Source organism: Winslowiella arboricola, assembly GCF_025527015.1.
Lineage (GTDB): Bacteria > Pseudomonadota > Gammaproteobacteria > Enterobacterales > Enterobacteriaceae > Erwinia > Erwinia arboricola.
On sequence record NZ_JAODIM010000043.1, the window covers coordinates 196,637 to 223,280 of the forward strand.

The 26,644-nt window shown below is 54.1% G+C and carries 23 protein-coding genes; 13 read left to right on the forward strand and 10 right to left on the reverse strand.

Annotation, left to right across the window (positions count from 1 at the left end):
• Window positions 1-23: 23 nt before the first annotated feature.
• The gene (locus N5923_RS18510) at window positions 24-1,961 is read right to left on the reverse strand and encodes an exoribonuclease II (protein ID WP_267144899.1); all 1,938 of its coding nucleotides are present in this window, start codon (window positions 1,959-1,961) and stop codon (window positions 24-26) included.
• A 132-nt stretch (window positions 1,962-2,093) separates the two neighbouring features.
• Window positions 2,094-4,400, reverse strand: coding sequence for an FdhF/YdeP family oxidoreductase (locus N5923_RS18515; RefSeq protein WP_267144898.1), 2,307 nt, complete (start codon window positions 4,398-4,400; stop codon window positions 2,094-2,096).
• A gap of 246 nt (window positions 4,401-4,646) precedes the next feature.
• Here N5923_RS18515 and N5923_RS18520 point away from each other — a divergent pair, with 246 nt between their 5' ends.
• Complete coding sequence (locus N5923_RS18520; RefSeq protein WP_267144897.1) at window positions 4,647-6,236, forward strand: PTS transporter subunit EIIC; 1,590 nt, start codon at window positions 4,647-4,649, stop codon at window positions 6,234-6,236.
• Between the two features lie 31 nt (window positions 6,237-6,267).
• Here the strand turns inward: N5923_RS18520 and N5923_RS18525 are convergent, their stop codons facing one another.
• The 3 genes from N5923_RS18525 to N5923_RS18535 are packed head-to-tail and all read right to left on the reverse strand — an operon-like array spanning window position 6,268 to window position 8,403.
• The gene (locus N5923_RS18525; protein ID WP_267145279.1) at window positions 6,268-6,759 is read right to left on the reverse strand and encodes a hypothetical protein; all 492 of its coding nucleotides are present in this window, start codon (window positions 6,757-6,759) and stop codon (window positions 6,268-6,270) included.
• Window positions 6,710-7,270 carry a DsbA family protein gene (locus N5923_RS18530; RefSeq protein ID WP_267144896.1) on the reverse strand — a complete coding sequence of 187 codons (561 nt, stop codon included), beginning with the start codon at window positions 7,268-7,270 and terminating at the stop codon, window positions 6,710-6,712. The genes N5923_RS18525 and N5923_RS18530 overlap by 50 nt, the downstream gene beginning before the upstream one ends.
• 38 nt (window positions 7,271-7,308) lie before the next feature.
• Window positions 7,309-8,403, reverse strand: a complete 1,095-nt coding sequence (locus tag N5923_RS18535) for an oxidoreductase (RefSeq protein ID WP_267144895.1) — start codon at window positions 8,401-8,403, stop codon at window positions 7,309-7,311.
• A gap of 250 nt (window positions 8,404-8,653) precedes the next feature.
• Here N5923_RS18535 and N5923_RS18540 point away from each other — a divergent pair, with 250 nt between their 5' ends.
• From N5923_RS18540 to N5923_RS18560, 5 genes are all read left to right on the forward strand, one after another.
• Complete coding sequence (locus tag N5923_RS18540) at window positions 8,654-9,718, forward strand: sugar ABC transporter substrate-binding protein (RefSeq protein ID WP_267144894.1); 1,065 nt, start codon at window positions 8,654-8,656, stop codon at window positions 9,716-9,718.
• A 9-nt stretch (window positions 9,719-9,727) separates the two neighbouring features.
• Complete coding sequence (locus N5923_RS18545) at window positions 9,728-10,972, forward strand: LVIVD repeat-containing protein (RefSeq protein ID WP_267144893.1); 1,245 nt, start codon at window positions 9,728-9,730, stop codon at window positions 10,970-10,972.
• A 120-nt stretch (window positions 10,973-11,092) separates the two neighbouring features.
• Window positions 11,093-11,401, forward strand: a complete 309-nt coding sequence (locus N5923_RS18550) for a hypothetical protein (RefSeq protein WP_407704493.1) — start codon at window positions 11,093-11,095, stop codon at window positions 11,399-11,401.
• 149 nt (window positions 11,402-11,550) lie between these two features.
• Window positions 11,551-12,180: a hypothetical protein gene (locus N5923_RS18555; protein WP_267144892.1), complete on the forward strand. Its 630-nt coding sequence runs from the start codon at window positions 11,551-11,553 to the stop codon at window positions 12,178-12,180.
• A 49-nt stretch (window positions 12,181-12,229) separates the two neighbouring features.
• Window positions 12,230-13,147, forward strand: a complete 918-nt coding sequence (locus N5923_RS18560; RefSeq protein ID WP_267144891.1) for a LysR family transcriptional regulator — start codon at window positions 12,230-12,232, stop codon at window positions 13,145-13,147.
• A 6-nt stretch (window positions 13,148-13,153) separates the two neighbouring features.
• Here N5923_RS18560 and N5923_RS18565 read toward each other — a convergent pair whose 3' ends face one another.
• The 5 genes from N5923_RS18565 to sapC all read right to left on the reverse strand — a co-directional run bounded on the left by N5923_RS18565 (window position 13,154) and on the right by sapC (window position 18,241).
• Window positions 13,154-14,293, reverse strand: a complete 1,140-nt coding sequence (locus N5923_RS18565) for a CMD domain-containing protein (protein ID WP_267144890.1) — start codon at window positions 14,291-14,293, stop codon at window positions 13,154-13,156.
• 339 nt (window positions 14,294-14,632) lie between these two features.
• On the reverse strand, window positions 14,633-15,421 hold the full coding sequence (gene fabI, locus N5923_RS18570) for an enoyl-ACP reductase FabI (protein ID WP_017799932.1): 789 nt from the start codon (window positions 15,419-15,421) through the stop codon (window positions 14,633-14,635).
• A gap of 131 nt (window positions 15,422-15,552) precedes the next feature.
• The gene (gene sapF, locus N5923_RS18575) at window positions 15,553-16,359 is read right to left on the reverse strand and encodes a putrescine export ABC transporter ATP-binding protein SapF (RefSeq protein ID WP_267144889.1); all 807 of its coding nucleotides are present in this window, start codon (window positions 16,357-16,359) and stop codon (window positions 15,553-15,555) included.
• Window positions 16,359-17,351: a putrescine export ABC transporter ATP-binding protein SapD gene (gene sapD, locus N5923_RS18580; RefSeq protein ID WP_267144888.1), complete on the reverse strand. Its 993-nt coding sequence runs from the start codon at window positions 17,349-17,351 to the stop codon at window positions 16,359-16,361. The genes sapF and sapD overlap by 1 nt, the downstream gene beginning before the upstream one ends.
• Window positions 17,351-18,241: a putrescine export ABC transporter permease SapC gene (gene sapC, locus N5923_RS18585; RefSeq protein WP_267144887.1), complete on the reverse strand. Its 891-nt coding sequence runs from the start codon at window positions 18,239-18,241 to the stop codon at window positions 17,351-17,353. The genes sapD and sapC overlap by 1 nt, the downstream gene beginning before the upstream one ends.
• Before the next feature lie 995 nt (window positions 18,242-19,236).
• Between sapC and arnB the strand changes: the two genes are divergently transcribed.
• Genes arnB through arnF form a run of 7 tightly spaced genes read left to right on the forward strand, consistent with a single transcriptional unit; the run spans window position 19,237 to window position 26,599 of the window.
• On the forward strand, window positions 19,237-20,373 hold the full coding sequence (gene arnB / locus N5923_RS18590; protein ID WP_267144886.1) for a UDP-4-amino-4-deoxy-L-arabinose aminotransferase: 1,137 nt from the start codon (window positions 19,237-19,239) through the stop codon (window positions 20,371-20,373).
• Window positions 20,374-21,357 (forward strand): undecaprenyl-phosphate 4-deoxy-4-formamido-L-arabinose transferase, encoded by a 984-nt coding sequence (gene arnC, locus N5923_RS18595; protein WP_267144885.1) that lies wholly within the window; start codon window positions 20,374-20,376, stop codon window positions 21,355-21,357.
• Entirely contained in the window at window positions 21,354-23,336 is a 1,983-nt protein-coding gene (gene arnA, locus N5923_RS18600; protein ID WP_267144884.1) for a bifunctional UDP-4-amino-4-deoxy-L-arabinose formyltransferase/UDP-glucuronic acid oxidase ArnA, read from the forward strand. The genes arnC and arnA overlap by 4 nt, the downstream gene beginning before the upstream one ends.
• The gene (gene arnD, locus N5923_RS18605) at window positions 23,333-24,235 is read left to right on the forward strand and encodes a 4-deoxy-4-formamido-L-arabinose-phosphoundecaprenol deformylase (RefSeq protein WP_267144883.1); all 903 of its coding nucleotides are present in this window, start codon (window positions 23,333-23,335) and stop codon (window positions 24,233-24,235) included. The genes arnA and arnD overlap by 4 nt, the downstream gene beginning before the upstream one ends.
• Window positions 24,232-25,884 (forward strand): lipid IV(A) 4-amino-4-deoxy-L-arabinosyltransferase, encoded by a 1,653-nt coding sequence (gene arnT, locus N5923_RS18610; protein WP_267144882.1) that lies wholly within the window; start codon window positions 24,232-24,234, stop codon window positions 25,882-25,884. Before arnD ends, arnT begins: the two co-directional genes overlap by 4 nt.
• Window positions 25,881-26,210 carry a 4-amino-4-deoxy-L-arabinose-phosphoundecaprenol flippase subunit ArnE gene (arnE, locus tag N5923_RS18615; RefSeq protein ID WP_267144881.1) on the forward strand — a complete coding sequence of 110 codons (330 nt, stop codon included), beginning with the start codon at window positions 25,881-25,883 and terminating at the stop codon, window positions 26,208-26,210. The genes arnT and arnE overlap by 4 nt, the downstream gene beginning before the upstream one ends.
• Complete coding sequence (gene arnF / locus N5923_RS18620) at window positions 26,207-26,599, forward strand: 4-amino-4-deoxy-L-arabinose-phosphoundecaprenol flippase subunit ArnF (RefSeq protein ID WP_267144880.1); 393 nt, start codon at window positions 26,207-26,209, stop codon at window positions 26,597-26,599. The genes arnE and arnF overlap by 4 nt, the downstream gene beginning before the upstream one ends.
• The last annotated feature ends 45 nt before the right edge of the window (window positions 26,600-26,644 follow it).

Consider the following 26,644-nt stretch of genomic DNA (forward strand, 5'->3'; position numbering starts at 1 on the left):
GCGTTATCCCGCGATATTTATGCTTATGCCACCGGGCGGGCAACCACACTGCGGGTTTCCATACGCACTTCAGCGATGGTGACATCAATCACGTCGGTAACGCGATAAGCCACTTCGCCTTTAATCTGCACGGTGCCGCTTTCCTGGCTACAGACCATTTCGTCACGCACCGCATGCAGGAATGGCGCCGGGATAAAGGCCACTGCGCCGATATCCAGCAGGCGTACACGCATACCGCCGCGTGAGATATCGATAATCTCGGCGCTAAAGCGGGTATCAGTCCCGGCAGATTTCTGCAGGTAGCGTGAGTAGAGCCAGTCACCGACATCGCGCTCAGCCATACGGTTGAGACGACGACGTTCACTCATTTTCACCGTCAGCTCATCCACCGGACGATCGGTAGTCTCACCTTTGATGATCGCTTTCAGCAGGCGGTGGTTAATCATATCGCCGTACTTACGAATCGGTGAAGTCCAGGTGGCGTAAGCCTCCAGACCCAGACCAAAGTGCGGGCCTGGTTCAGTGCTGATTTCCGCGAAGGACTGGAAACGACGAATACGGCTGTCGAGGAACTGAGTCGGACAGGCATCCAGCTCGCGACGCAGCGCACGGAAACCTTCCAGCGTGATAATCGCCGTGGGATCGGCGGTCACGCCATTGGCAGCCAGAATCGCCGTTGCCTGCTCGGCATTGGTGCTGTCAAAGCCAAGGTGGACGTTATACACGCCAAAGCCCAGTTTCTCGCGCAGCACTATCGCCGCACAGATATTGGCGGTGATCATCGCTTCTTCGACAATGCGATTGGCAATACGACGTGGCTCGGCAATGATATCCAGCACTTCGCCTTTTTCACCCAGCAGGAAGCGGTAATCAGGACGGTCTTTAAATACCAGCGCATGGTTCTGACGCCATTCGCTACGCGCCAGGCACAGACGGTGCAGCAGACGGATCTGGCTGGCAATCGCCTCAGACTCCGGCTGCCATTCGCCGCTGTTTTCCAGCCAGTCTGAGACATTGTCATAAACCAGTTTGGCTTTTGATTCGATCCAGGCGGCGAAGAAGTGAACGTCATCAGACAGGGTGCCGTCTGCAGCCACAGTCACACGGCAGGCGAGAACCGGGCGACGTACATTTGGGCGCAGCGAGCAGGTATCATCCGACAGCTGACGTGGCAGCATCGGGATATTAAAGCCTGGCAGATAGTTGGTGAAAGCGCGTTCGGCGGCAATTTTATCCAGCTCGCTACCTGCCGGCACATAAGCGGTAGGATCAGCGATGGCGATGGTCAGCAGCAGCGAGCCGTCAGCGTTCTCTTTGACATACAGCGCGTCATCCATATCTTCGGTGCTGGCGCTGTCGATAGTGACAAACTCCAGCGCGGTCAGATCTTCGCGCTCAAGCTGCTCGTCGAGCATCTCGGTCGGTGCAACCACTTCCGGCGCTTCGCGTTCCAGATTATGGCGTGACAGCGTGACCCACCACGGCGCCAGATGGTCATCCGCAGTGGTAATAAAATGGGTTAATTCGGCGTAAAAACCGCGATCGCCTTTCAGCGGATGGCGCTTCATTTCCGCTACTGCCCAGTCACCAGCCTGAAAATCGTGCTCAACGCTACGATCCGGACGGCACTGAATGGCATCTTTTAACAGCGGATGATCGGGAACAATGGATAAGCGATCGTCTTTCTTCTGTACACGTCCAACAAAACGCGTCAGAAAAGGCTCAACCAGTTTTTCCGGCTCGGCAATTTCACGCTCTTTATCCGTCTGCACCACGGCAATCACCCGATCGCCATGCATCACTTTTTTCATCTGTGGTGGCGGGATGAAATAGCTTTTCTGTGCATCGACTTCTAAAAAGCCGAATCCTTTTTCAGTGCCTTTTACCACACCCTCAACACGTGGGGTCTGGGAGTGGAGCTTCTGTTTCAGCTGCGCGAGCAGCGGGTTATCCTGGAACATAATAAGTTATTTTCGTGGCCTAAGAGCGGCTGACAGTTTTACGCGATTAACCGTCTGCGGGCAAGGGTGAATTGCGGTTTTCAGCGCAGGCCTGGCGGACCAGACCTGCGACAGAAGCAACAACAATGCGGGTCAGGCGATACGCTGACTGGCGACCACTGGCGATAACGATATTTTTACCGGTACCGATTTTGAAGTAGGCGTACCACTGCCGTCACCAAAGCTGGAGAGCGGCACCAGCGGATTGGTTTCCGGGTAGTAGGCAGCCAGATTGCCACGCGGAATGGCATAAGGCACCAGCTTAAAGCCACTGACCCGACGCGTAATACCATCGTTCCACAGCGTTTCGATATCCACATTTTCGCCCGCAGCCAGGCCCAGTTCGGCCATATCATCCGGGTGGATAAACAGCACTTCACGCTGACCGTAAACGCCACGGTAGCGGTCATCAAGACCGTAGATCGTGGTGTTGTACTGATCGTGAGAACGCAGGGTCTGCAGGGTAAATGGCACTTTCACTTCGCCCAGCTGCGGGAACAGTGAATCCGGCAGTGGTGCGGCGCTGAACTGAGCCTTATTATGCAGGGTATTAAAGCGCAGCTCAGCAGCGGCGTTACCAAGATAGAAACCACCTGGCGCTTCGCACTGCTGATTAAAATCTTTAAAGCCCGGAATGGTGGCGGCGATATGGTCGCGGATCTTATCGTAATTGCCCGCCAGTTCCAGCCAGTCGAGTTTCTCACTGCCCAGCACCGCGTTGGCGATACCGGCAACAATCCAGGTTTCTGAACGCTGCGTATCGGCAATCGGCTTACCCACCCCTTCAGAGGCGTGCACCATGCTAAAGGAGTCTTCAACGGTAATAAACTGCGGACCGCTGGCCTGAATATCCTGCTCAGTACGGCCAATCGTCGGCAGAATCAGTGCATCATGGCCCGGCACCAGATGGCTGCGGTTCAGTTTGGTACTGATCTGTACCGTCAGCTGACAGCGGGTGAGGGCCTCTTCAGTACGCGGACTGTCCGGCGCAGCAGCAGCAAGGTTACCGCCCAGCGCGATCAGCACTTTGATCTCATCGCGCAGCATCGCTTCCAGCGCTTCTACCGTGTTATGACCGATATTGCGTGGCGGTTCGAAACCAAAATGGTTGGCCATGCTGTCGAGAAACGCTTTGGTAGGCTTCTCATCGATACCCATGGTGCGGTTGCCCTGCACGTTACTGTGACCACGTACCGGACAGAGACCGGCGCCCGGTTTGCCGAGCTGGCCAAACAGCAGTTGCAGGTTCACGATTTCACGTACGGTATCGACCGAGTGTTTATGCTGGGTAATCCCCATCGCCCAGGTGCAGATTACCCGCTCCGCGCTCTGGTAGATCGCCGCGGCTTCACGGATTTGCTGCTCCGTCAGGCCAGATTGCTGTTCGATTTGCGGCCATTCGGTGGCGGCGACCTGTGCGAGGTAGGCTTCGACGCCTTCGGTATTGGCCTGGATAAAGGCGTCGTCAAACAGACCTTTTTCGCCCGCAGCAATACGCGCATTATGGGTTTCCTGCAGCACTTTCACCATGCCGCGGATTGCCGCCATATCACCACCGAGGTTTGGCTGGTAATAGGTCGAACTGATGGTGCCGGCTTTGGAGGTGACCACTTCCAGCGGTTTTTGTGGATCGGCAAAGCGCTCCAGTCCACGTTCACGCAGGGTGTTAAAGGTGACGATTTTCGCACCGTGATCCGCCGCGTGGCGCAGGCTGTGCAGCATACGCGGGTGGTTGGTGCCGGGGTTCTGACCAAACACAAAAATCGCATTCGCCTGATCGAAATCATCCAGACGAATAGTACCTTTGCCGACGCCAATGCTGCGCTTCAGACCGGTACCACTGGCTTCATGACACATATTGGAGCAGTCAGGGAAGTTATTGGTGCCGAACATGCGGCCAAACAGCTGATACAGCCACGAGGCTTCGTTACTGGCGCGGCCGGAGGTATAAAGCTCCAGCTGATTGACATGATCCATGTCATGCAGGTGACGGGCGATCAGTGCAAAGGCATCGTCCCAGCTGATCGGTTCATAGTGATCGGTGGCGCGGTTGTAGCGCAACGGCTCGGTGAGGCGTCCCTGATATTCGAGGAAGTAGTCACTCTGCTGATACAGCGCGGAAACGCTGTGCGCGGCAAAGAATTCCGCATCTATAAAGCGACGCGTGGCTTCCCATGTCACCGCTTTGGCGCCATTTTCACAAAAACTGAAGGTACTTTTATTGTCATCGCCCCAGGCGCAGCCCGGGCAGTCAAAGCCTTTCGCTTTATTCATACGCATCAGGTTGCGCATGTTTTTCAGCACTTGTTTGCTGTCGAAGACAAAACGGGTGGTGGCTTCCAGTGAACCCCAGCCGCCCGCAGCGGCCTGGTAAGGCTTAATTTTTGATTTAAATTTCATAATAGTTGCAGGTTTAATGTTTCTTAGTTGTTAATGAATTATTACTGCTTTCGGCGCAAAGTCTGCGACTGCACGCCAGCTTTGTCTAATTGATTGGCTGAATGGTGCGATAGCTACTGTTTATCGCCATACAGGCAAAACTGTGACGCCGTTCAAGCTTTACCGGGGAAGAGCGGCCCTTTTACCTGCCCTTATCAATTTGTTGACTAATAATTAGTCTTTCACAGGATGAGACAGGGGCTGGTTATGAAAGATTTTGGCAGTAAAGTTCACGCCTTCGGCAAGGCGCTGATGATGCCGATCTCGGTGATTGCCGCCGCCGGGATCTTCCTTGGCGTCGCCGCCGCATTGCAAAACCCGGCGATCACCGGTGACGCTTTTGCGCAACTGCATGTCCCACAGCTGATTATCGGTTTTATCCGTAAAGTCGCCGGGGCGTTGTTTGCCAATCTGCCGGTATTCTTTGCGGTCGCCAGCGCCATCGGCCTGGCGAAAGCCGAGAAGCCGACCGCCGCGTTTGCGGCGGTCATCGGTTTTATTGCCATGCATGTCGGCGTCAGCGCAACGCTGGGGGCTAAAGGGCTGACCGCCGCGACTACCACCGCCGAAGCGCTGCAAAAGTCCGGTATGGACCAGACCGCCGCGATGATGACCTCGGCGGAATATATCGATATGCTCGGCATCTTTACCTACAACATGAGCGTGCTGGGCGGGGTGATTGCCGGATTAATCACCGTGGCGATTCATAATCGCTTTTATACCCAGCAACTGCCGACGGCGATCAGTTTTTTTGGCGGCCGCCGCTTTGTGCCGATTGTTACCGTGGTAGTGCTGCCGCTGGTCGGGGTGCTGCTGGCAACCCTCTGGCCAACCATTGGTGCGGGCATTGCCTGGGTTGGCGAGCTGATTGGCAAAAGCGGACAGTATGGCGCGTTTCTGTATGGTACTTTTGAACGCCTGCTGATCCCTACCGGTTTACACCATATTCTGAATGAGACCGTGCGTTTTACCCCAATTGGCGGCATCGCTAATGTCGATAATCAGAGTATCGTCGGCGCGCTGAATATCTTTAATGCCGCGCTGACCCATCCTGGCCTGATCCCTGATGACACTATCCGTGACGCCACGCGTTTTCTGGCACAGGGCAAAATTCCGGTGATGATGTTTGGTCTGCCTGCGGCGGCGCTGGCGATCTACCACAGCGCACGACCGGAACATAAGCAGCGCGTTAAGGCGCTGGTGCTGGCGGGGGCCTTAACCTCGTTTACCACCGGGATTACTGAGCCGCTGGAGTTTTGCTTTATCTTTGTTTCGCCGCTGCTGTATATCCTGCATGCGCTGCTGAGCGGGCTGTCATTTATGCTGATGTCAGTGATGCATCTGATGATTGGCAATGTTCAGGGCGGCGCCATCGATCTGGTGGTCTTTGGCATTCTTGGCGGCAGCAAAACCCAGTGGTGGTGGAGTATCCTGCTGGGACTGATCTATGTGCCGGTCTATTACTACAGCTTCCGCTTTATTATCCGGCGCATGAATGTAGAAACGCCGGGGCGTGAGTCCGAAGAGGTGGAAACCGCGCCTGCGGTCGCCGCGAATGAGCGCACTAACGTGATCATCAGCGGGCTGGGCGGCGAGGGCAATATTGAAGATGTCGACTGCTGCTTTACCCGTTTACGTGTGCGGGTAAAAGATATGCAACAGGTGGTGGATCAGACATTAATGACCACCGGCGCCAATGGCGTTAATCGGGTGAACGATCATGATATCCAGGTGATCTATGGCCCGCAGGTGGAAAAAATCGCCAATGAAGTGAAAACTGCACTCGGGGTGGCCTGAGTGCGGTGGTGGTTACAGCAGGGGATGCATATTAGTTACGTTGAAAATTAAGGAATTCTATGTTTTTCAGATATTTTGTATAGCCTGGTATTTTATTGATTAAGCTGGCTCTTTTCTTAACACTCAGGTGAGTGAAGTTAAGTTCGTATTGAGTTTTGAGGTTCTTAGCCTGGATTATCAAGGTAGCGTATGAGCTATATTCTGGATTTTCCAGTACTAATTTATATGCCGCGCGGCTGCTATTGAAGAGCACTGCGCGTGAGAAGTTTAAGATTTGCATAGTGGTGTTCCTGATTAAGCGTTCAGGAAATATTAAATAAAAACCTTGAGTAATTTTTATAAAAAACGACTTAATTTCTGTCGCGCTTTTCACAAAGCCATCATGATTGTCAGGTGGAAAGCGGCAGGATACCCGGAACATACATGGAGTGAAAACCGCACCCGGCATGGCCTGAGTGCGGTGGATGGGCAGACTAAGCCAGAATACGTTTGGCCCAGACGCTGATATCATCGCCACTGCCAAGATCGGGCTGCACCAGACCTTTAACGATAAAGGTTGGTGATACGTGAACCCCGTTCTGGCGGGCATATTTACAGTGCCACTTAATTTCGCTTTGCAGTTCGGGGCGGGCAAAGGCCTTATCCAGCTTAACGCCACTGTATTTTTCAATCCGTTCGATAATTTCCTGTGGTGTGGCATCCATATTCGGGCCGCTGGCATGGTCGGTAAATTCGAACTCTTCGCGATGATCGGCTACCGCTTTCAGTACCGCGCGTGCCGCCACTTTGCCCTCCGGCAGGGTCGATGCCGCCAGAATGCAGCGCACAATTACGCCAGAGAACAGATGCCAGGGTTGCGATTGCAGACGAATTTTCACCGTCACCTTATCTTCACCCACTAATGCCAGCAGTGCATCCAGCTTGTTAAAGGCGCGCACCGAGAACGGGCAGGTGGGTTCAAGGAAAATTTCAAACACAGCGGGTCCATGACCCCATGACAGTGGTGCTGCTTTTAATGTAGCTGTCTGGTTCATTGTTACTCCTGTAACTGAAAAGGATTTAAAACGGTAAATCAGACCTGACGACCTGCGGCTTCCACTTTTGCAAACGCGGCGCGCAAGGTGTCTGCCGTCAGGGTTACCGGCAGGTAGTGTATCGATTCTGCCGGGCGGAGGGTATGGGCAATTACCCGATCCAGTGCTTCACGGTCATTGATATCGACTTCCAGCTGCGCCAGCGAGGTCGGCAGATGGAAGCGCTGATAAGCGGCAATCAGCTGAGCCAGCACTTCATCCTGACCAAGCAGCGCGCTTTGCACCAGAATGCCGTACGCCACTTTGGTACCATGCAGGAACTTGTCGGTCTGCGGTAGCACCGTCAGGCCGTTATGTACCGCATGGGCGGCAGCAATACGGGTAAAGCGCTCGCCAAGGCCACCCACCATACCGCCGCCGGCAATAATCGCATCCACCACATCACGAAACGCCTGACTCAGCACGCCACGCTGCTGATCCGCCAGCGCGGCTTCGCTGTGCTCCAGCAGAACATCACGAATCGTCAGGGCCGCATCCAGTCCGAGACGTACCGTAAGCGGCAGCGCCTGCGGCTCTGGCGCCAGCACCACTGCTTCATACCATTTCGCCAGCGTATCGCCGATACCAGCCAGCAGATATACCGCCGGGGCTTCCAGCAGGATTTGCGGCTCCACCAGCACCAGATGGTTAGCGTCATTGAAAATTTCATAGCCCAGCGCCTGACCGGCATCGTTATACCAGACCGACAGCGGCGTCCACGCAGCACAGGTCGCGGCGATGGTCGGGATCGCCACCACCGGCAGGCCCAGCTTGCGTGCCAGCGCTTTCGCACTGTCGAGCAGCGCGCCACCGCCAACGCCAATCACCACCGAGCGATCCGCGCCCGCATCTGCCGCCAGCTGCGCGACATCGCCTTCGCTGCAGTGGCCTTTAAACAGCAGATGCTTAGCGCCTGGCGCGTTAAAAGCCGCAGGAAGGAAAGGGGTTGCCGCCGCGATGGCGCGTTCGCCATACACCCAGACCGCACGTGACAGTGTCTCGTCACTGTATAAGTCATTGAGTCGCGCCAGGGCACCGGGGTGTGAATAGTAGTTAGCCGGACCGGGAACCACGCGAATATCGGTATTACTCATGTTAAGTCCTTGTTATATGTGGTGTCAGGACGGCGCTGTCGCGGGTGATAAAATGCGCGTCGTCAGATAAATTCACTAACCCGATGTTATATATGGACATCCAGATGGCTAATAACTTTTAGTTTTATCTTATGCTTTTTCGGTCATTGCCAGTGGTTCACCATTATGAAATATGTGTGGAATCAATTCATTATTGATATCAGCAGCGTCCACAGGGGGACGTGATTACCGCCAACAGGAAATGATGATAATGAAAACACTTTCGATCTCTTTACTGGCTTTGGGACTTTTCAGCGCGTTGCCGGGTTTTGCTGCCACACCGGCTCCGGTTCCGCAGGCGATTGCCGGGCATAACGGCCCCGTCCGCATTGCGGTGATTCGCAATCTCGGCTCCGATGATAACACCACCCAATTTGTCGCCGGTGCGATTCAGGAGGGTAAAAAACTCGGCTTTAAGGTCAGCACTTTTCTCAGCAACGGTGACGACGCCCGTTTCCAGGATTTTGTTAACCAGGCGATTAGTCAGAAATATGACGGCATTATTCTTTCACAGGGTCGCGATCCTTACTCAACACAGCTGGTGAAACGGATCACCGAAGCGGGAATTGCGGTGTCGGTATTTGATACTGCGGTCAATGGCACGATCCCCGGCGTTACCGTTACCCAGCAGGACGACGCTTCGCTGACCAATATGTCGGTCGGCCAGCTGATTAAAGATTTCAATGGCAAGGCCAATATTATCAAGCTGTGGGTCGCGGGTTTCCCGCCAATGGAACGTCGTCAGGCGGCTTATCAGGCGCTGCTGAAGCAGAACCCGGGGATCCATGAGCTGGAGTCCATCGGTGCGGTATCCTCCGATGTGCAGGGCGACACCGCCAATAAAGTCGGCGCGGTGCTGGCGAAATACCCGAAGGGAAAAGTTGATGCCATCTGGGGCACCTGGGATGCCTTCAGCCAGGGCGCGTATAAAGCGTTGCAGGAGAATGGCCGTACTGAGATCAAACTCTACAGTATTGATGTCTCTAACCAGGATTTGCAGCTGATGCGTGAAGCGGGCAGCCCGTGGAAGGTGAGCGTGGCGGTGGATCCGAAACTGATTGGCGCTACCAATGTGCGTCTGATCGCCAATAAGATTGCTGGCGAGCCAACACCTGCCACTTACGACTTTAAAGCGGCGGTGATCCCGCAGGCGCTGCTGGTCAGCCAGCCGGGCGCGGTGAATGTGGCGGGTCTCGGCAAAATCATTCCGGGCTGGGGCCAGACGGAAGATTTTATCCAGCCATGGTTTGCCACCCTGCAGGCAAAAAATAAATAAGGAGCGGTTATGAGCAGTGAACTACCGCGTCCCGATTACAGCCGCAATATGCGGCTCATCGGCCACAGCGATCAGGGCGGCCGGCCGGACGGCGTACAGCTGATGGTGCATCGCGGCTTTGCTTATATTGGCCATATGGTGTCGCAGGGTTATTCGATTGTCGATGTGCGCGATGCGAAGCAGCCGAAAACCGTGGGATATGTTGCCGCGCCGCCGGGTACCTGGAATGTACATCTGCAGGCTCATGACGATCTGCTGCTGGTGATTAACGCGCGTGATCTGTTTGCTGATACGCGTTTCGCGGATGAAAAAGTCTATTACACCCGTTCAGTAGGCGAAACGGTTAGCGATATCAGCGATCGTGGCTGGAGTGCAGGGCTGCGTGTATTTGATATTTCGACGCCGGATAAACCGCGTGAAATTGGCTTTCTGTCACTGAATGGCATTGGCATTCATCGTATCTGGTATGTGGGCGGACGCTGGGCCTATGTTTCGGCGCTGATCGACGGTTTTAGCGACTATATCTTTCTGACTATCGACCTTGCCGATCCACGTAAGCCGGAAGTGGCGGGGCGCTGGTGGTTGCCGGGGATGAATCAGGCTGACGGAGAAACCGCCGACTGGCCGGAAGGTAAGCGCTACGCACTGCATCATGCGATTATCAGCGGTGATACCGCTTATGGCAGCTGGCGCGATGGCGGTCTGACTATTCTTGATGTGAAAGATCGCACTCAGCCGAAGCTAATCAGCCATCGCAACTGGAGTCCACCGTTTGGCGGCGGCACCCATACGGCATTGCCGCTGCCGGATCGCGATCTGCTGGTGGTGCTGGATGAGGCGGTGCTGGACAATCAGCAAGATGGCGAAAAGCTTATCTGGCTGTTTGATATTCGTGAACCATCCAGTCCGGTCAGCATCGCCACTTTCCCGCAGCCCGGCGAAACGGATTATGTGGCGAAAGGCGCGCATTTTGGTCCGCATAACTTGCATGAAAATCGTCCCGGCAGCTTTATCAGCTCAACGCTGATTTTTGCCACTTACCAGAATGCGGGTGTGCGCGCTTACGATATCAGTAACCCGTACCGCCCGGTGGAAACCGGCGCGCTGGTGCCTGCGGCGCCGGAAAAAATGATGGATACCCGTCCCGGCAGACCACAAGTAATCCAGTCCTGTGATGTGTTTGTTGATGCGCAGGGAATTATCTACAGCACCGACTATAACGGCGGGCTGTCGATTATTGAGTATCGCGGGTAAGGGTTAACGCTCCCCCTTCCGCCAGGGAGGGGGAGTTGCTTACAGAGTTGTTTTTAATCAAATCTTCGCTTGCCGAAAGCGATTAAGTTGGTGTTTCCGATGACTTACTGAGTTAATTAAGTGAACAAAAAATCCCTTCTGTTTGGCCTGGTGGCGGCATTCACTCTGTTTGCCGCAGATGTCGCGGCGGCAAAAAGCAGTGCTTTATCAGACTCACAAATTCGACAGCAAATTATTGAAGATTCGATTGCCAGCTATTCGGGCAGTTGTGCCTGTCCGTTTAATCAGGCGCGCAACGGCAGTTCATGCGGTAAGCGTAGCGCCTGGAGCAGGCAAGGCGGCGCGGCGCCAATTTGTTATAAAAATGAAGTGACAAAGGAGATGGTTAACGAGTGGCGTGAGCAGCACGCGCAGCAGGGACAGGGGTAGTAAGCAAAACCATAGCCTGAACAGACTGCACAATTATTGCGCGAGGTTTCTGCTGTCATAAGCAGGCTATTGGATCCTCACCCGCATATCAGCGATAATAGTCTGATAAATATTCAATACCATCGGACGCGGTTTGTGAGGGGACATCGATGTCAACCAGATTGGTGAATGCCATCAAAGTTAACGCTGTTTTCGCTCATCTGAACGAAAGCGCGGATAACCGCACCCTCTATTCCGCGCTGGCTGACGGCGAGGAAATCATTATCGCCGGAATGGCGCTGTCACCGGGCTATCGTATCGTTCGGGTGGACGGGCGGCTTAAAGGCAAAATCAGTCTTGCGCATTTTGAAGTGGCGTTAATCAACGATGTCTCTGAAGATGTTGCTTACTATAATCGTGTTGTCGTTCAGCCAGATTGTTTTCTGAACTGTCGTCCGGTCACTCAAGTGCTGGTCTGGCGCACGCAAAAGCCGAAGCACCGTAAGGAGCTGCATGATCTGGCGGGCGCCATCTTCCTTAATTATCTGCTTGAGAAATATGACGTCATTGTTTCAGATATGAATCAGACCCTCGACGGAATCTCATTCTGGCAGGCGAGGATGTATGACGCGCTGGCTTATGGTTTAAAACTCTATGCTTACGATATGATAAGCTGTGAACTGATAGATATTCTCACTGATGATGATATTGGTCACTATGAGCAGTGGTTGTGGGGTGATCCTGAACACTATCAGCACCGGCTGGCGATAATTTCGAAGTATGCACTGCCAGTACAATAAGCCCACCATCCGGTGGGTTTTTGCTCTTTGCCGATAACATGTTGAAAAAATGGATATAAAACAACTTATCTACCTGTGTAATCTTGAGCGCGAGCGCCATTTTGGTCGCGCCGCTGAAGCCAGCTTTGTCAGCCAGCCGACGCTGTCAATGCGTCTGAAAAACCTGGAACGCGAACTCGGGCTGTCGCTGATTAATCGCAGCAATAATTTCGCCGGTTTTACCGCCGAAGGCGAGCGCGTACTGGCATGGGCGCGGGAAATTGTCTCGGTGTATCAGGGGCTAAAGCTGGAAGTCGAATCGCTGAAGCACGGTGTCAATGGCACGCTGCGGATTGGCGTGGTGCCGCAGTGCAGTATCTCGCTGCCGCTGATGCTAAAGGCGATCAGCGACCGCTATCCGCAGCTGGATTATCGCGTGGCGGTGCTGAGTGCCGATCAGCTGCTGGAGGCGTTAAACAGTCATACGGTGGATGTGGGCATCGGTTTCTTTGAACTGGCGACGTTGCGTGAACTGCATTTCCAGGCCGAGCCGTTGCAGGATAATGGTGTCGAATTGCTGTTCCATCCGCATTTTTTCCCGCAGCTGGCGGAAGATAATGCTGCGCTGACGCTGGAACACGCGGCGTCACAACCTTTGTGTCTGGCGGAACCGACACGCTATTTCCGCCGTTATATCGACAGCCATTTCCGCGCCGCCGACCTGACGCTGCGCGTGGTGCTGGAAACCACCTCGATTTTTCAGCTACTGCAGGCGGTACAGGTGGGGTTGGGATGTCTGATTGCACCGGTCGGACATCTGCTGCCTGGGATGACGCCAGAGTTACAGCGGCGTAAGCTGCTGATTGAACCGATGTCGCGTCATGCGGCGGTGGTCATTGCTGAGCCCGGGCGGGCAACGCCGCTGGCCCAGCACTTTTTCGATGAAGTGCGCCGCTGGTTAATTGAAGCGCCGCAGCGCCAGCCGTAAGCTGGCTCAGCTGCCGAGTGTCTGCATCAGACGGTTGTTCCAGCTGGCAAACGCCACGTTCTGAATCAGCCTGAACTGCGCCGCTGACGATAAGCCCGCTTCCTCCAGCGGTTGCAGATGCGCCGCGCTGAAACGCTCAGGCGAGCGGGTCAGTTGTGCCGCAGCCTGGATTATTGCATGTGCCTGTGGCTGGCTTTTGCTGGCCGCCAGCGCCTCATCAATACCTTCAATCAACACGTCGCGCCACTCTCCCTGATAATCATAAAAACAGCTGACGCTGCCGTTAATCCGCGCGGTTACCGCTGCGGCCAGCCGATCCTGTTCAGTTTGCTGTTGTTGCAGGCTGGCCAGCAGTTGCGACCAGCCATACAGCGCCCGCGCATCATGAGCAAACAGCCAGGCGCTGTGTTCCAGTGACTGCTGCGTCTGGCAGTATGTCAGCACTTCCAGCTGTTCCGCACTGGCATAGCGCAGCTCTACTGGCGGCAGTTGCGGTTGCCACTGTGGCGGCGCAGAAAAACGCGCCGCATCCGCATCCGCAGGCGTGGTGATGCCCGGGATCCAGCGCACCGGCAGCGCCATCAGCGCCTGAATACCCGCGACCACGCGCGCCTGATAACTGACAAAACCGATTAATTGACTAAAGGTAATAATATCGGGGTCGGTAAGACCCACTTCTTCCAGCCGTCGCAGCGCCGCGCTGTCAATCAGCGTTGGCTCACTCGCCAGCTGGCGGGAATATTGGGTAATTTGCGTCAGACGGTTGTTGCTCTCACGTGAGGAGTCTGGCCCCGGCAGCGGGTTGAGGCGCGCCGCATAGTGATTGCACAGACTCTGTACGCCGGTGACCTGCGCCACTGTCAGGGCGGTGCACAGACGATCGTACAGCGTCAGGGTATGGGTCAGCGAAGTATTCAGCGTATCAGGCAACAGAATTTTGCTGAGGTCGCGTGAAGCCTGCAGGGCGGGACGTTGAGATTGTAATGTCTTTAGCAACGCTCCTGTCGCTTGTTGCATCAGACCCAGTAAAAAACGGTCTTCAATTTCTGCAGCTTCGGGAACCAGCGGCGACTCCTGTTCAGCACAAACACTGGATTGTGTTTCGTGATACCAGTGATTATTGCCGGGATAACGGCGTTGTTCCATGGTCATTCCTTTTTCACGTTAACTGACCCGGACGTTCGACGATAAAAAGGGGAAAACCAGATACGCCGGGCCTGGAAGGCTTAGCTATCCTGACGTAACAGGGCCTGCGAATGAAAGAATGAAAAGTGATAATTAATAGCAGGAAGGTATATACCCGTCATACTTCAAATTGCAGGTGCGTTGGCTGTACCCGCTCACTCCCGTCACATAGTCATCTATGCGCCTGGAGATTCACGGCCTTGCCGCCTTCCTGCAATTCCAATTATTTAGGGTATAACAGAATAAGCAGCGGGAGGATTGACGCGCAGAGAAGGGCGAGGCAAGCCTCGCCCGTCAGACTTACTTCAGTTCCAGCTCGTTCATGGCAGCGATGCTGAAACCGCCGTCAACGTGCAGAACTTCACCGGTAACACCAGCGGAGAGATCGGAACACAGGAAGGCCGCAGAGTTGCCGACATCTTCAGTGGTCACGGTACGGCGAATCGGCGTAACCGCTTCGCAGTGCGCCAGCATTTTACGGAAATCTTTAATGCCTGAAGCCGCCAGCGTACGGATTGGACCGGCGGAGATAGCGTTAACACGCACGCTGTCCGGGCCCATCGCGTTCGCCATGTAGCGTACGTTAGCTTCCAGAGAGGCTTTCGCCAGACCCATAACATTGTAGTTAGGGATCGCACGCTCAGCACCCAGGTATGAGAGGGTCAGCAGTGCAGAGTTCGGGTTCAGCATCGCACGACACTCTTTCGCCATCGCCACAAAGCTGTAAGCGCTGATATCGTGAGCGATTTTAAAGCCTTCGCGGGTCACCGCGTTAACATAGTCGCCATCCAGCTGGTCAGCCGGTGCGAAGCCGATGGAGTGTACAAATCCATCAAATTTTGGCCAGGTTTTTGCCAGCTCAGTAAACAGCGCTGTAATGCTCTCATCTTCAGCAACGTCACATGGCAGAACGATGTCAGAGCCCAGTTCTTTAGCAAACTCCTCCACACGACCTTTCAGTTTGTCGTTTTGGTAGGTGAAAGCCAGTTCAGCGCCCTGTTTGTGCATCGCGTGCGCAATACCGTATGCGATAGAGAGTTTACTGGCAACGCCAGTAACCAGAATGCGCTTACCGGAAAGAAAACCCATAGCTGTAATCCTTATGGTCATTTGTTGTTGGCGGCCGCTTTTGGACAATAAATAAGCGACCGACGTTAATCGACCCGGCATTCTAGCACGAGTCTTTGCACTAGCCCAGGGGCGCTGTTCTCACCGCCGGTTTAACGGTCGCGCCGCCAGGCGTCAGCGGTTAATGCCTCGCCAAAATGGCTGGTAATCAGGCGTCTGGTTAACTCATTCAGCGGGCAGGCAAGCACATCGGCGGTACTGCCGCGCTCCACCACTTCGCCCTGATGCATCACCATCACCATATCGCTGATATGTTTCATCATACCGAGATGCTGGGTGACATAAATATAAGAGATACCGTGTTTTTCCTGCAATTCAAGCATCAGATTAATCAGCTGTGAGCGCATCGACATATCCAGTGATGCCAGCGCTTCATCGGCGATAATCACTTTGGGTTGCAGGATCAGCGCGCGTGCCAGACCGATACGCTGTTTCTGTCCCGGCGCCAGCATATGCGGATAGTAAGCCGCATGGTCGCGCAGCAGACCGACCTGGCGAAGGGTGGCGATAATGCGCTTTTCACGCTCCACAGCATCCAGTTCAGTATTCAGCCGCAGTGGCAATTCCAGAATCTGGCTGATGCGCTGGCGCGGGTTAAGTGACGTCGACGGATCCTGAAAAATCATACGAATACGCTGGCTGCGATAGCCATAATCACCGTATTCCAGCGGATGATCGTCAATCAGCATTTCGCCTTCACTTGGCGCGATCATGCCGCTAAGCATCTTCGCCAGTGTCGATTTGCCCGAACCGTTCTCGCCAATAATCGCCAGCGTCTGCTTTTCGCGCAGGGTAAAACTGACATGTTTAACCGCCTCCACATGCTGACGACGAAACAGACCGGTACGGTAGCGATATGTTTTGCTGAGATTGCGGACTTCAAGCAGGGTTTCAACCATTACTGTCCCTCCATATTAAGTGGGAAGTGACAGGCATAAAGATGCGAACGATTACCGGTCAGCCGTGGCGTATCAATGCAGGTCTTCTGTGCATAGGGGCAACGCGGGCCAAGGCGGCAGCCAATCGGCAGATGTTCCAGCGACGGAATCGCCCCCGGCAGTGTATTCAGGCGGCTTTTATGCGGCAGGGCGCGGCCAAAATCGGGCATCGCGCGGATCAGCGCCTGGGTATAAGGGTGGTGCGGCGCGGAGATCAGATCTTCACTCTGCGCGGTTTCTACCGTCTGGCCACAGTACATCACGTTAATCCGGTCCGCCCAGTGGCTCATCATCTGCAGGTCGTGGCTGATCAGCAAAATGGTGGTGTTATTGTTCTGATTCAGGCGCGACAGCAGACGGAAAATTTGCGCCTGGGTGGTCGGTTCCATGGCATTGGTCGGCTCATCGGCAATCAGCAGACGCGGCTGGTTGGCCAGCGCAATCGCAATCATCGCTTTCTGGCATTCGCCGTCGGTCAGCTCATAAGGGAAGCTGCGCATAATATCGCGATGATCTTTAATGCCGACGCGGTGCAGCAGTTCAATCGCGCGGCGGTGACGCCAGTGGAAGCGCTGATACCAGCGGCCCTTGTAAGTCCAGCCGGGGATCGCCTGCATAATCTGGCGGCCAATACTTTCCGAAGGATCAAGGCAGGATTGCGGCTCCTGAAAAATCATCGAAACGTTGTGACCAATAATCCGGCGACGCTCGCGCGGCGTAAGATGCAGCAGATCGATATCATCGAAGCGCATTCGGTCAGCGGTAACGCGCCAGTTATCTTTGGTTACGCCGCAAATCGCTTTGGCGATCAGGCTCTTACCGGAGCCTGATTCGCCCACCAGACCGCGCACTTCGCCTTCGCTAAGGGTGATACTGACACGATCGACCGCTTTTACCGGGCCGTCGGCGGTCATAAATTCAATCGTCAGGTTGCGAATATCGAGTAACGGCATTATTCCACTCCCGCTTCAATGGCACGGCGGACGCCGTCGCCCAGCAGGTTAACGATCAATACGCTGATCATAATCGCCGCACCGGGCAGCATCACTGTCCAGGGGGCAACATAAATCAGCTCCAGCGCATCGCCCAGCATTGCGCCCCATTCCGGCGAGGGCAGCTGCGCACCGAGATCAAGAAAGCCCAGCGCCGCCACATCAAGGATCGCCATCGACAATGCGCGGGTAAACTCTGTCACCAGGATCGATAAAATATTCGGCAGAATGGTATGCCAGAGAATATTAAAACTACTGGCGCCATCAAGCCGGGCGGCGATCACATAATCTTTCTCCAGCTCATCATGCACCGCGCTGTAAATGGCGCGCACCAGCCGCGGCAAGACCGCCAGCCATACAGCCAGCAGGGCATGTTCAAGGCGAGGGCCGAGAAATGCCACCACTACAATTGCCAGTAGCAGTGACGGGATCGATAGCAGCGTGTCGAGCACGTGATTCATTACCGCCGAGCGCAGACCATGAGTTAGTCCCGCCAGCACGCCCAGCACCATGGCGCAGAGGGCGGCAAACAGCGTCACCAGAATAGCGGAGCCGACAGTAGGCGCCGCGCCGCGCAGTAAACGGCTTAACACATCACGGCCTAAATCATCGGTGCCGAGAAAGAACGAAACGTCGCCATAGCGTGACCACGATGGCGGCAGTAACTGATAGCCGAGAAACTGTTGATCGAGGCCGTAAGGTGCCAGCAGACCGCCGAAGATGCACAGCAGCAGAAGGGCGATAAAACCGTAAAAGCCGATCATCGCGGTGGTATCGCGATAAAACAGACGCCAGGTGTGGCGAAACGGGCTGGGCAGCCTTTTTTCGGCGTAGATGTTATCTGCGGGCATAGGTTATCACTTGATACCCAGTCTGGACGGTTGATTTTAATGTAAATATTTTATTCATATCAATGCCTTACGTCAATGCTGCTCTTTGTCATACTTAATGCTGGTCTGGTGTAAGTCGCTTGTCAAAATGAGATCGGTTCTGATTTCCACGGACTAAACATCGGAATTTCGATTACTGACGACAACAGGTTTTTTTCCGTTACCGTTGGAATGATAAGCCCGTATAACTCAGCATAGGCGATTATCCTTCTATATCACGGTGACAAGCAAGGAAACGCCGGCAGCAATTTCACGCATGGTTTACAGAAGGTTACGGCCACGCAGGCAGGGTGGTGCGCAGAGCTCAGCCGCATGCCGCTGTAAGCACTACGGCATACTCGCTGGCCGGTTGGCTAAAAAATAGTTAATAATAATTTTCCAGCTTAAAGATCCTTATTATATCAGCTTGAATTAAAGATAAGTTTAATTCGATCGTAGAACACTGGCGATTACGCGCAGAGTGCCATTATTTACAGGTGTCGCGTAGTCAGCTAAATCTATTCTCGTCCCGTTAAACAGGTTATTTTGTTATTTTTTATTGTTGCGATTAAACTGGTTTATGGGATTATTTAATGGCATCGTAGAATCCGTTAAAAGAAGTGAGAAGTTAAAATTATTAGACGATTAAGATAACGCGCGCTTTGCATTATATCGTTATTTATTTTGTAACATCATGAATCCAATCTGTTTTTTATTTTTAATGATTGTGCGGTTAGTCTATGTCTTTCAATTTCTTTGCTTAATTTTTATTTAAGATTGGCATGATATCATTTATTGTAAGCACAAATAAAAATTGCTTATGCATTGCCATGCATTAACTAATTATCAAGCTAAGTTTTAACATAAACGAAAAACCTTATTGTTGAATTAATTATATTTAAAATCATTATCAGGATGGGCTGTAAAGTGTGTATTTGCTAACGTCAGACAGTCCGATATATTAAGGAATCTACTACATGGCTTTCCTTCCCTTTTCCCGGCCTTCGTTTGGTGAGATGGAGCTGGCAGCAGTAAAAGAGGTGTTTGAGTCCGGCTGGATTACCACCGGTCCGAAGTGTGTCGAACTTGAACATGCATTTTGCCAGCTTACCGGCAATCAGCATGCTATTGCGGTAAGTTCGGCCACCGCCGGTATGCATGTCACCCTTATGGCCCTCGATCTGCAACCCGGCGAGGAAGTGATTACCCCATCACTGACATGGGTTTCTACAATTAATATTATCACCCTGCTTGGCGCTAAGCCGGTCATGATCGATGTTGACCGCGACACACTGATGGTGACGCCAGAGGCAATTGAAGCCGCCATTACTCCCCGCACCCGGGCGATTATCCCGGTGCATTATGCCGGGGCGCCAGCTGACCTGGATGGTATAAGGTCAGTAGGCGAGCGTCATACAATTCCTGTTATCGAAGACGCCGCTCATGCGGCTGGCACGTATTATAAAGGCCGTCATACAGGCGATCGGGGTACGGCGATCTTCTCCTTTCATGCGATTAAAAATATGTCATGCGCGGAAGGAGGCCTGGTTGTCACTGATGATGCCAGTCTGGCTGAGCGCATTCGCATGCTGAAGTTTCACGGCCTTGGCGTGGATGCCTTTGATCGGCAGGCCATGGGCCGCCAGCCGCAGGCTGAAGTGATCACCCCAGGCTTTAAATACAATCTGCCGGATATCAGCGCGGCGATTGCGCTGGTGCAGCTCGCAAGACTGCCGCAGATTAATGCCCGCAGAACGGCCATTGCACAACGCTATCTTCAGGGTTTGCTGGACACCCCTTTTGCACCACTCAGTGCGCCTGGCTGGCAACATCAGCATGCCTGGCATCTGTTTATCATTCGTGTTGATCAAGCTACTTGCGGCATCTCGCGCGATGCGCTGATGCAGACGCTTAAACAGCAAGATATCGGCACCGGCCTGCATTTCCGCGCAGCACATACCCATCAATATTACCGGCAACACTATCCCGGCCTGTCGCTGCCCGCTACTGAATGGAACAGCGAACGTATCTGTTCGATTCCGCTCTTTCCTGACATGACAGACAGTGACGTTGAGCGTGTTATTGCCGCACTGCGTAAAATTGCTGGAGTTTAAATGACTGAATATAAAGATATTTGTATGGTTTCGGTGGTTATCCCGGTCTACAACGAACAGGAGAGCCTGCCAGAACTGATTCGACGCACCAACAGCGTCTGCAGCACGCTTAATCTGCAATATGAGATTCTGCTGGTCGATGACGGGAGCAAGGATGATTCTGCCGATATGATCTCGGCAGCGGCTGAAGTGCCAGGAAGCCATATTGTGGCGGTGCTGCTGAACCGCAATTATGGTCAGCACTCGGCGATTATGGCGGGATTCAGTCATGTCAGTGGCGATCTGATTATCACCCTTGATGCTGATTTGCAGAATCCGCCAGAAGAGATCCCGCGGCTGTTGGCGGCTGCCCGGCAAGGCTACGACGTGGTGGGCACTGTGCGCCAGAACCGTCAGGACAGCTGGTTCCGCCGCCGCGCCTCACGCACCATTAACCGCCTGATTCAGCGCGTAACCGGGAAAGCGATGGGGGATTATGGCTGTATGCTGCGCGCTTACCGCCGCCACATTATTGACGCCATGCTGAACTGCCATGAACGCAGCACTTTTATACCCATCCTGGCGAATACCTTTGCGCGCCGCGCGACAGAACTGCCGGTAATGCATGCGGAACGTGAATTCGGCAATTCAAAATACAGCTTTATGCGACTGATCAACCTGATGTACGACCTTGTGACCTGCCTGACCACCACGCCGCTGCGCATGCTCAGCGTGATCGGCAGCCTGATTGCGCTGGCCGGATTTGCCTTCTCGGTGGCATTGGTGCTGCTGCGTCTGTTTTTTGGCGCGGCCTGGGCCGGTGATGGGGTGTTTGTGCTGTTTGCGGTGCTGTTTATTTTCGTCGGCGCGCAGTTTATTGGCATGGGGCTGCTGGGGGAATACATCGGCCGCATCTACACCGATGTACGTGCACGACCACGCTATTTTATTCAACGTGTTATTCATCCTCAAAAAGACTCTTCAGTAAAGGAAACCGCGCAATGAAAACCATCGTTTTCGCTTACCACGATATGGGATGTGTGGGCATCCAGGCACTGCTGCAGGCGGGCTTTTCCATCAGCGCCATTTTTACCCATGCCGATTCGGCAGCAGAAAATCACTTTTTCGGCTCGGTGGCGCGTATTGCGGCAGAGCAGGGCATCGCGGTGTATGCCCCTGACGATGTTAATCACCCGCTGTGGGTCGATCGCATCAGGGCCATGGATGCGGACATCCTGTTTTCGTTTTATTACCGTAATCTGCTGAGCGACAGCATTCTGAACAGCGCAAAACTGGGCGCGTTTAACCTGCACGGCTCCCTTTTGCCAAAATACCGTGGGAGGGCGCCGCTGAACTGGGCGCTGGTGAACGGTGAGCGTGAGACCGGCATGACGCTGCACCGCATGACTCAATGCGCGGATGCCGGCGATATTTTAGCGCAGCAGTCGGTGAAAATAGCCGATGAAGATAATGCGATGACGCTTCATCAGAAACTACTGGATTGCGCTGCTGAGCTGCTGCGCGCCAGCCTGCCAGCGATAAAGCAGGGACGCGTGGATGGCGTGGCTCAGAATGAAGCGGAAGCGACAGTGGTGCGCCGCCGCACGCCGGAAGACGGACGCATCAACTGGGCGTTGTCTGCGTGGGAAATTCACAATCTGGTGCGTGCTGTTACCGATCCCTGGCCTGGCGCATTTGCTTATGCCGGCGCCGCAAAATTTATTATCTGGAAAAGCCGGGTGTTAGCTGACCTGGCGCAGGCTAAACCCGGCACCGTGCTGTCTGCCGATCCTTTTGTGATTGCCTGTGAAGAGGGCGCGCTGGAAGTGCTGACCGGCCAGGCAGATAACGGCGTGTATATGAATGGCAGCCAGCTGGCGCAAAGTCTCGGTATGGTCACTGGCGCACTGCTCTATTCTCAGCCGGTGACGGCGCTGAAACGCCGCACGCGCGTGCTAATCCTTGGCGTAAACGGTTTTATCGGCAATCACCTGACCGAACGCTTGCTTCAGGATGATAACTTTGAGGTTTTTGGCCTGGATATCAGCTCTGATGCCATCAGCCGTTTTGTCGGGCACCCGCGCTTTCAGTTTGTTGAGGGCGATATCAGTATTCACTCCGAGTGGATCGAATATCACATCAAGAAATGTGATGTGATTCTGCCGCTGGTGGCGATCGCCACGCCGATTGAATACACCCGTAATCCGCTGCGGGTGTTTGAGCTGGATTTTGAAGAAAATCTGGAAATCGTTCGCGACTGCGTGAAATACGGTAAACGCATCATCTTCCCGTCAACGTCGGAAGTGTATGGCATGTGTACTGACGCCAGCTTTGACGAAGACTGCTCGAATCTGGTGGTCGGACCGATCAATAAACAGCGCTGGATCTACTCGGTGTCCAAGCAGCTTCTCGACCGGGTTATCTGGGCATACGGCGAGAAAGAAGGGCTGCGTTTTACCCTGTTTCGTCCTTTCAACTGGATGGGGCCGCGTCTTGATAATCTTAATGCCGCTCGCATTGGCAGTTCGCGCGCTATCACCCAGCTTATTCTCAATCTGGTGGAAGGATCGCCGATCAAACTGATTGATGGCGGCAGGCAAAAACGCTGCTTTACCGATATCAGCGATGGTGTCGAGGCGCTGTTTCGCATCATTGAAAATAAACAGCAAAACTGTGACGGGCAGATCATCAATATCGGCAACCCGGAAAATGAAGCCAGTATTAAAGAACTGGCGGAGCGGCTGCTTGCCAGCTTTGAGCGCCATCCACTGCGGAAAAACTTCCCTCCTTTTGCCGGTTTCCGTGAGGTGGAAAGCAGCAGTTACTACGGTAAAGGCTATCAGGATGTCGAATACCGTAAACCCTCTATCCGCAATGCCCGCCGCCTGCTGGAATGGACCCCGTCGGTGGAGATGGACACCACCATTGAAAACACCCTTGATTTCTTCCTGCGCACCGTTGAGCTTCAGGACGAGGCTTTATGAAGAAAATCGGGCTGCGGGTCGATGTCGATACCTGGCGCGGTACGCAGCAGGGGGTTCCCGCGCTGCTGGATCTGTTCAACAGACATAATATCCAGGCGACATTTTTCTTTAGCGTCGGGCCGGACAATATGGGGCGCCATTTATGGCGCCTGATAAAACCGCGATTTTTATGGAAAATGCTGCGCTCGCGCGCAGCCTCGCTGTATGGCTGGGATATTCTGCTGGCCGGAACTGCCTGGCCGGGTAAAGCGATCGGCGAAGGGCTGGCCGAAATAATCCGCGCCACCGCCGAACGTCATGAAGTAGGGCTGCATGCCTGGGATCACTATGCCTGGCAAACCTGGGCCGGGGTCTGGCCCAAAGAAAAACTGAGTGAGCAAATCGGTCGTGGTTTAGCTGCACTGGAAAAGATTACTGAAAGGCCGGTCATCTGCTCTGCGGTAGCAGGCTGGCGCGCTGACGGCAGGGTGATCGAGGCTAAACAGGCTTTTGGTTTCCGCTATAACAGCGACTGCCGGGGAGTATCGCCATTTCGGCCACTGCTGAATAATGGTCAGCCCGGCACCGTTCAGGTTCCGGTCACTCTGCCGAGCTGGGACGAGGTGGTGGGGCAGACGGTAAAAGCCAGTGATTACAATGATTTTATCCTGACGCGCATGCAGCAAGATGCGGGCACGCCGGTGTATACCATTCATGCGGAAGTGGAAGGCATCAGCCAGCTCAGTGCCTTCGAAGATTTACTTCAGCGCTGTAAACAACAGGGGCTGCAGTTTTGTCCGCTGGGGAATCTGCTGCCGGAGGATATGAATCAGCTCCCCAAAGGCAAAGTGGTACGCGGGCATATTGCGGGCCGTGAAGGATGGCTGGGTTGTGAAATACTTAACGGGGAAACGGAATGACCACCACTAACAAAGTATTTTTCTTGCTTGCGTTATTGATTCTCTATTACCTGGTTCCTCTGGAGTTCCGTCACCTGTGGCAACCTGATGAAATGCGCTATGCGGAAGTAAGCCGCGAGATGTTACAAAACGGCAACTGGATAACGCCGCATTTCTTTGATCTGCGTTATTTCGAGAAGCCGGTTGCCGGTTACTGGTTTAACAGCATCGGGCAGTGGTTATTTGGACACAATAATTTTGCGGTGCGTATTGGTTCGGTGTTTTCAACCCTGATGAGCGCGCTGCTGGTCTGTTGGCTGGGGCGTAATATCTGTGCAGATCGGCCGGTTGCGTTGACCGCCACTATCATATTTCTGACGTCGCTGCTGGTTTACTGCGTAGGCACTTATTCGGTGCTGGATCCGATGCTGTCATTATGGCTGGTCGCCGCAATGTGCAGTTACTGGTACGCGGCTCAGGCGGTAACCGGCAAGCAGCGGGTGCTGGGTTATTTGCTGCTGGGGTTAACCTGCGGCATGGGTTTTATGACCAAGGGGTTTCTGGCGCTGGCAGTGCCGGTACTGGCGATTGCGCCCTGGGCTATCTGGCATCATCGTTTGCGCGAACTGGTGATCTATGGCCCGCTGGCGATAGTAAGCGCTGCACTGGTCAGTGCGCCATGGGTGCTGGCGATTCATCAGCAACAGCCGGATTTCTGGCACTACTTTTTCTGGGTTGAGCATATTCAGCGCTTCGCTGAGTCGGATGCTCAGCATAAAGCGCCATTCTGGTACTACCTTCCGGTGCTGCTGGCAGGAACTCTTCCCTGGCTGGCACTGCTTCCGGGCGCGTTGCGTCGGGGCTGGCAGGCGCGGTCCGACACCCCCGGCGGCTTGTATCTGCTCTGCTGGGTGGTAATGCCGTTACTGTTCTTTAGCGTAGCCAAAGGCAAACTTCCCACCTATATCCTGCCCTGTTTTGCACCACTGGCGATTCTGATGGCCTGGCAGGGACATCGGCTGGCCAGGCAGGCCAGCAATATTCTCAGGATCAATGCGTGGATAAATATCCTGGCCGGTGGCCTGTGCGTGATTATAGTACTGGTGGTGCTGGCGCCGTGGGGAGTCCGTCCCCTCTATCAGCGGCATGAAATGTTGCCGCTGGCGTTAGCGGCGGTTTCATTCGCTGGCTGGGCTTTAGCCGGGATAGTCAGCCTGAAGTCGCCGGGTTCACGTTGGCAAATGGCGGCGCTTTGTCCGCTGGCTCTTGCACTGTGTGTAGGCTCTGCCATTCCGCAAAGCGTGCAGAACACTAAACAGCCGCAGGTTTTTATTGGCAATATCAGCAATAATCTGGCGGAAAGCCGCTACATTCTGGCTGATAACCCCGGCATTGCCTCAGCCATTGCCTGGACACTGCAGCGTAGCGACATGCTGTTCTACGACAATAAAGGGGAACTGAAGTACGGACTGAGTTATCCGGATGCACAGTCACGTTATATCAGCAGAGAGGCGTTCCCCCGCTGGCTGGCGACACATCGGCAACAGGGAATGGTTTCACTGGTACTGCTGCTGGACAGGGGAGAGCCAATGCCAACCTCTTTGCCGCCTGCCGATCTGGTCACTCGCGCGGATCGGATGCTGCTGCTGCAATACCGTGCCGCACCATGAAAATTAGCCTGTTGCTGGTGCTGCTGACCAGCCTGCTGACCTGTGCTGGTCAGCTATGCCAGAAACAGGCAGCGCATCAGCTGAAGCGCAGTGCTCTGATTGGCTGGATGCTGGCTGGCATTGGCTTTCTCGGCTGCGGCATGGCGACGTGGTTACTGGTGTTGCAACGCCTGCCGGTCAGCATGGCGTATCCGATGCTGAGCATCAATTTTATCTTTGTGGCGGTTGCGGCCAGAGTGCTGTGGGATGAAAAAATGTCTCACCTGCAGTGGCTGGGGACGCTATTAATTGTGACGGGTGTGGCAGTGATCGGGAGCAGCCTGTGAAGGGCTATTTTCTGGCGCTGTGCAGTGTCTTGCTGGTTACCGCAGCACAGCTGATGCTGCGCCGGGCAATGACTGATCTTCCGTCGCTCGATGCTATCACTGCATGGCGGAGCGTATCACCGCAGCCGGTACTGCTATTGCTGGGGGGATTAACCAGCTACGCACTTTCTGTGCTGTGCTGGCTGTTCGCATTACGTCGGCTGCCGCTCAGCCACGCCTATCCGTTACTCAGCCTGAGTTACATTCTGGTCTGGTTACTGGCGATTCTGTTGCCTGCTTTCGCTGAGCCCTTTCACTTCAGGGCACTGGTGGGCGTCGGGTTAATTATGCTGGGCTTATTATGCATATGTGTTCAGAGCAGTGAAAAAAAAGATGGCGGGCATCTGTAGGGGCGGCGTTCTCGCCGCCCGAAAAAGGCCCCGGATTAATGCGAT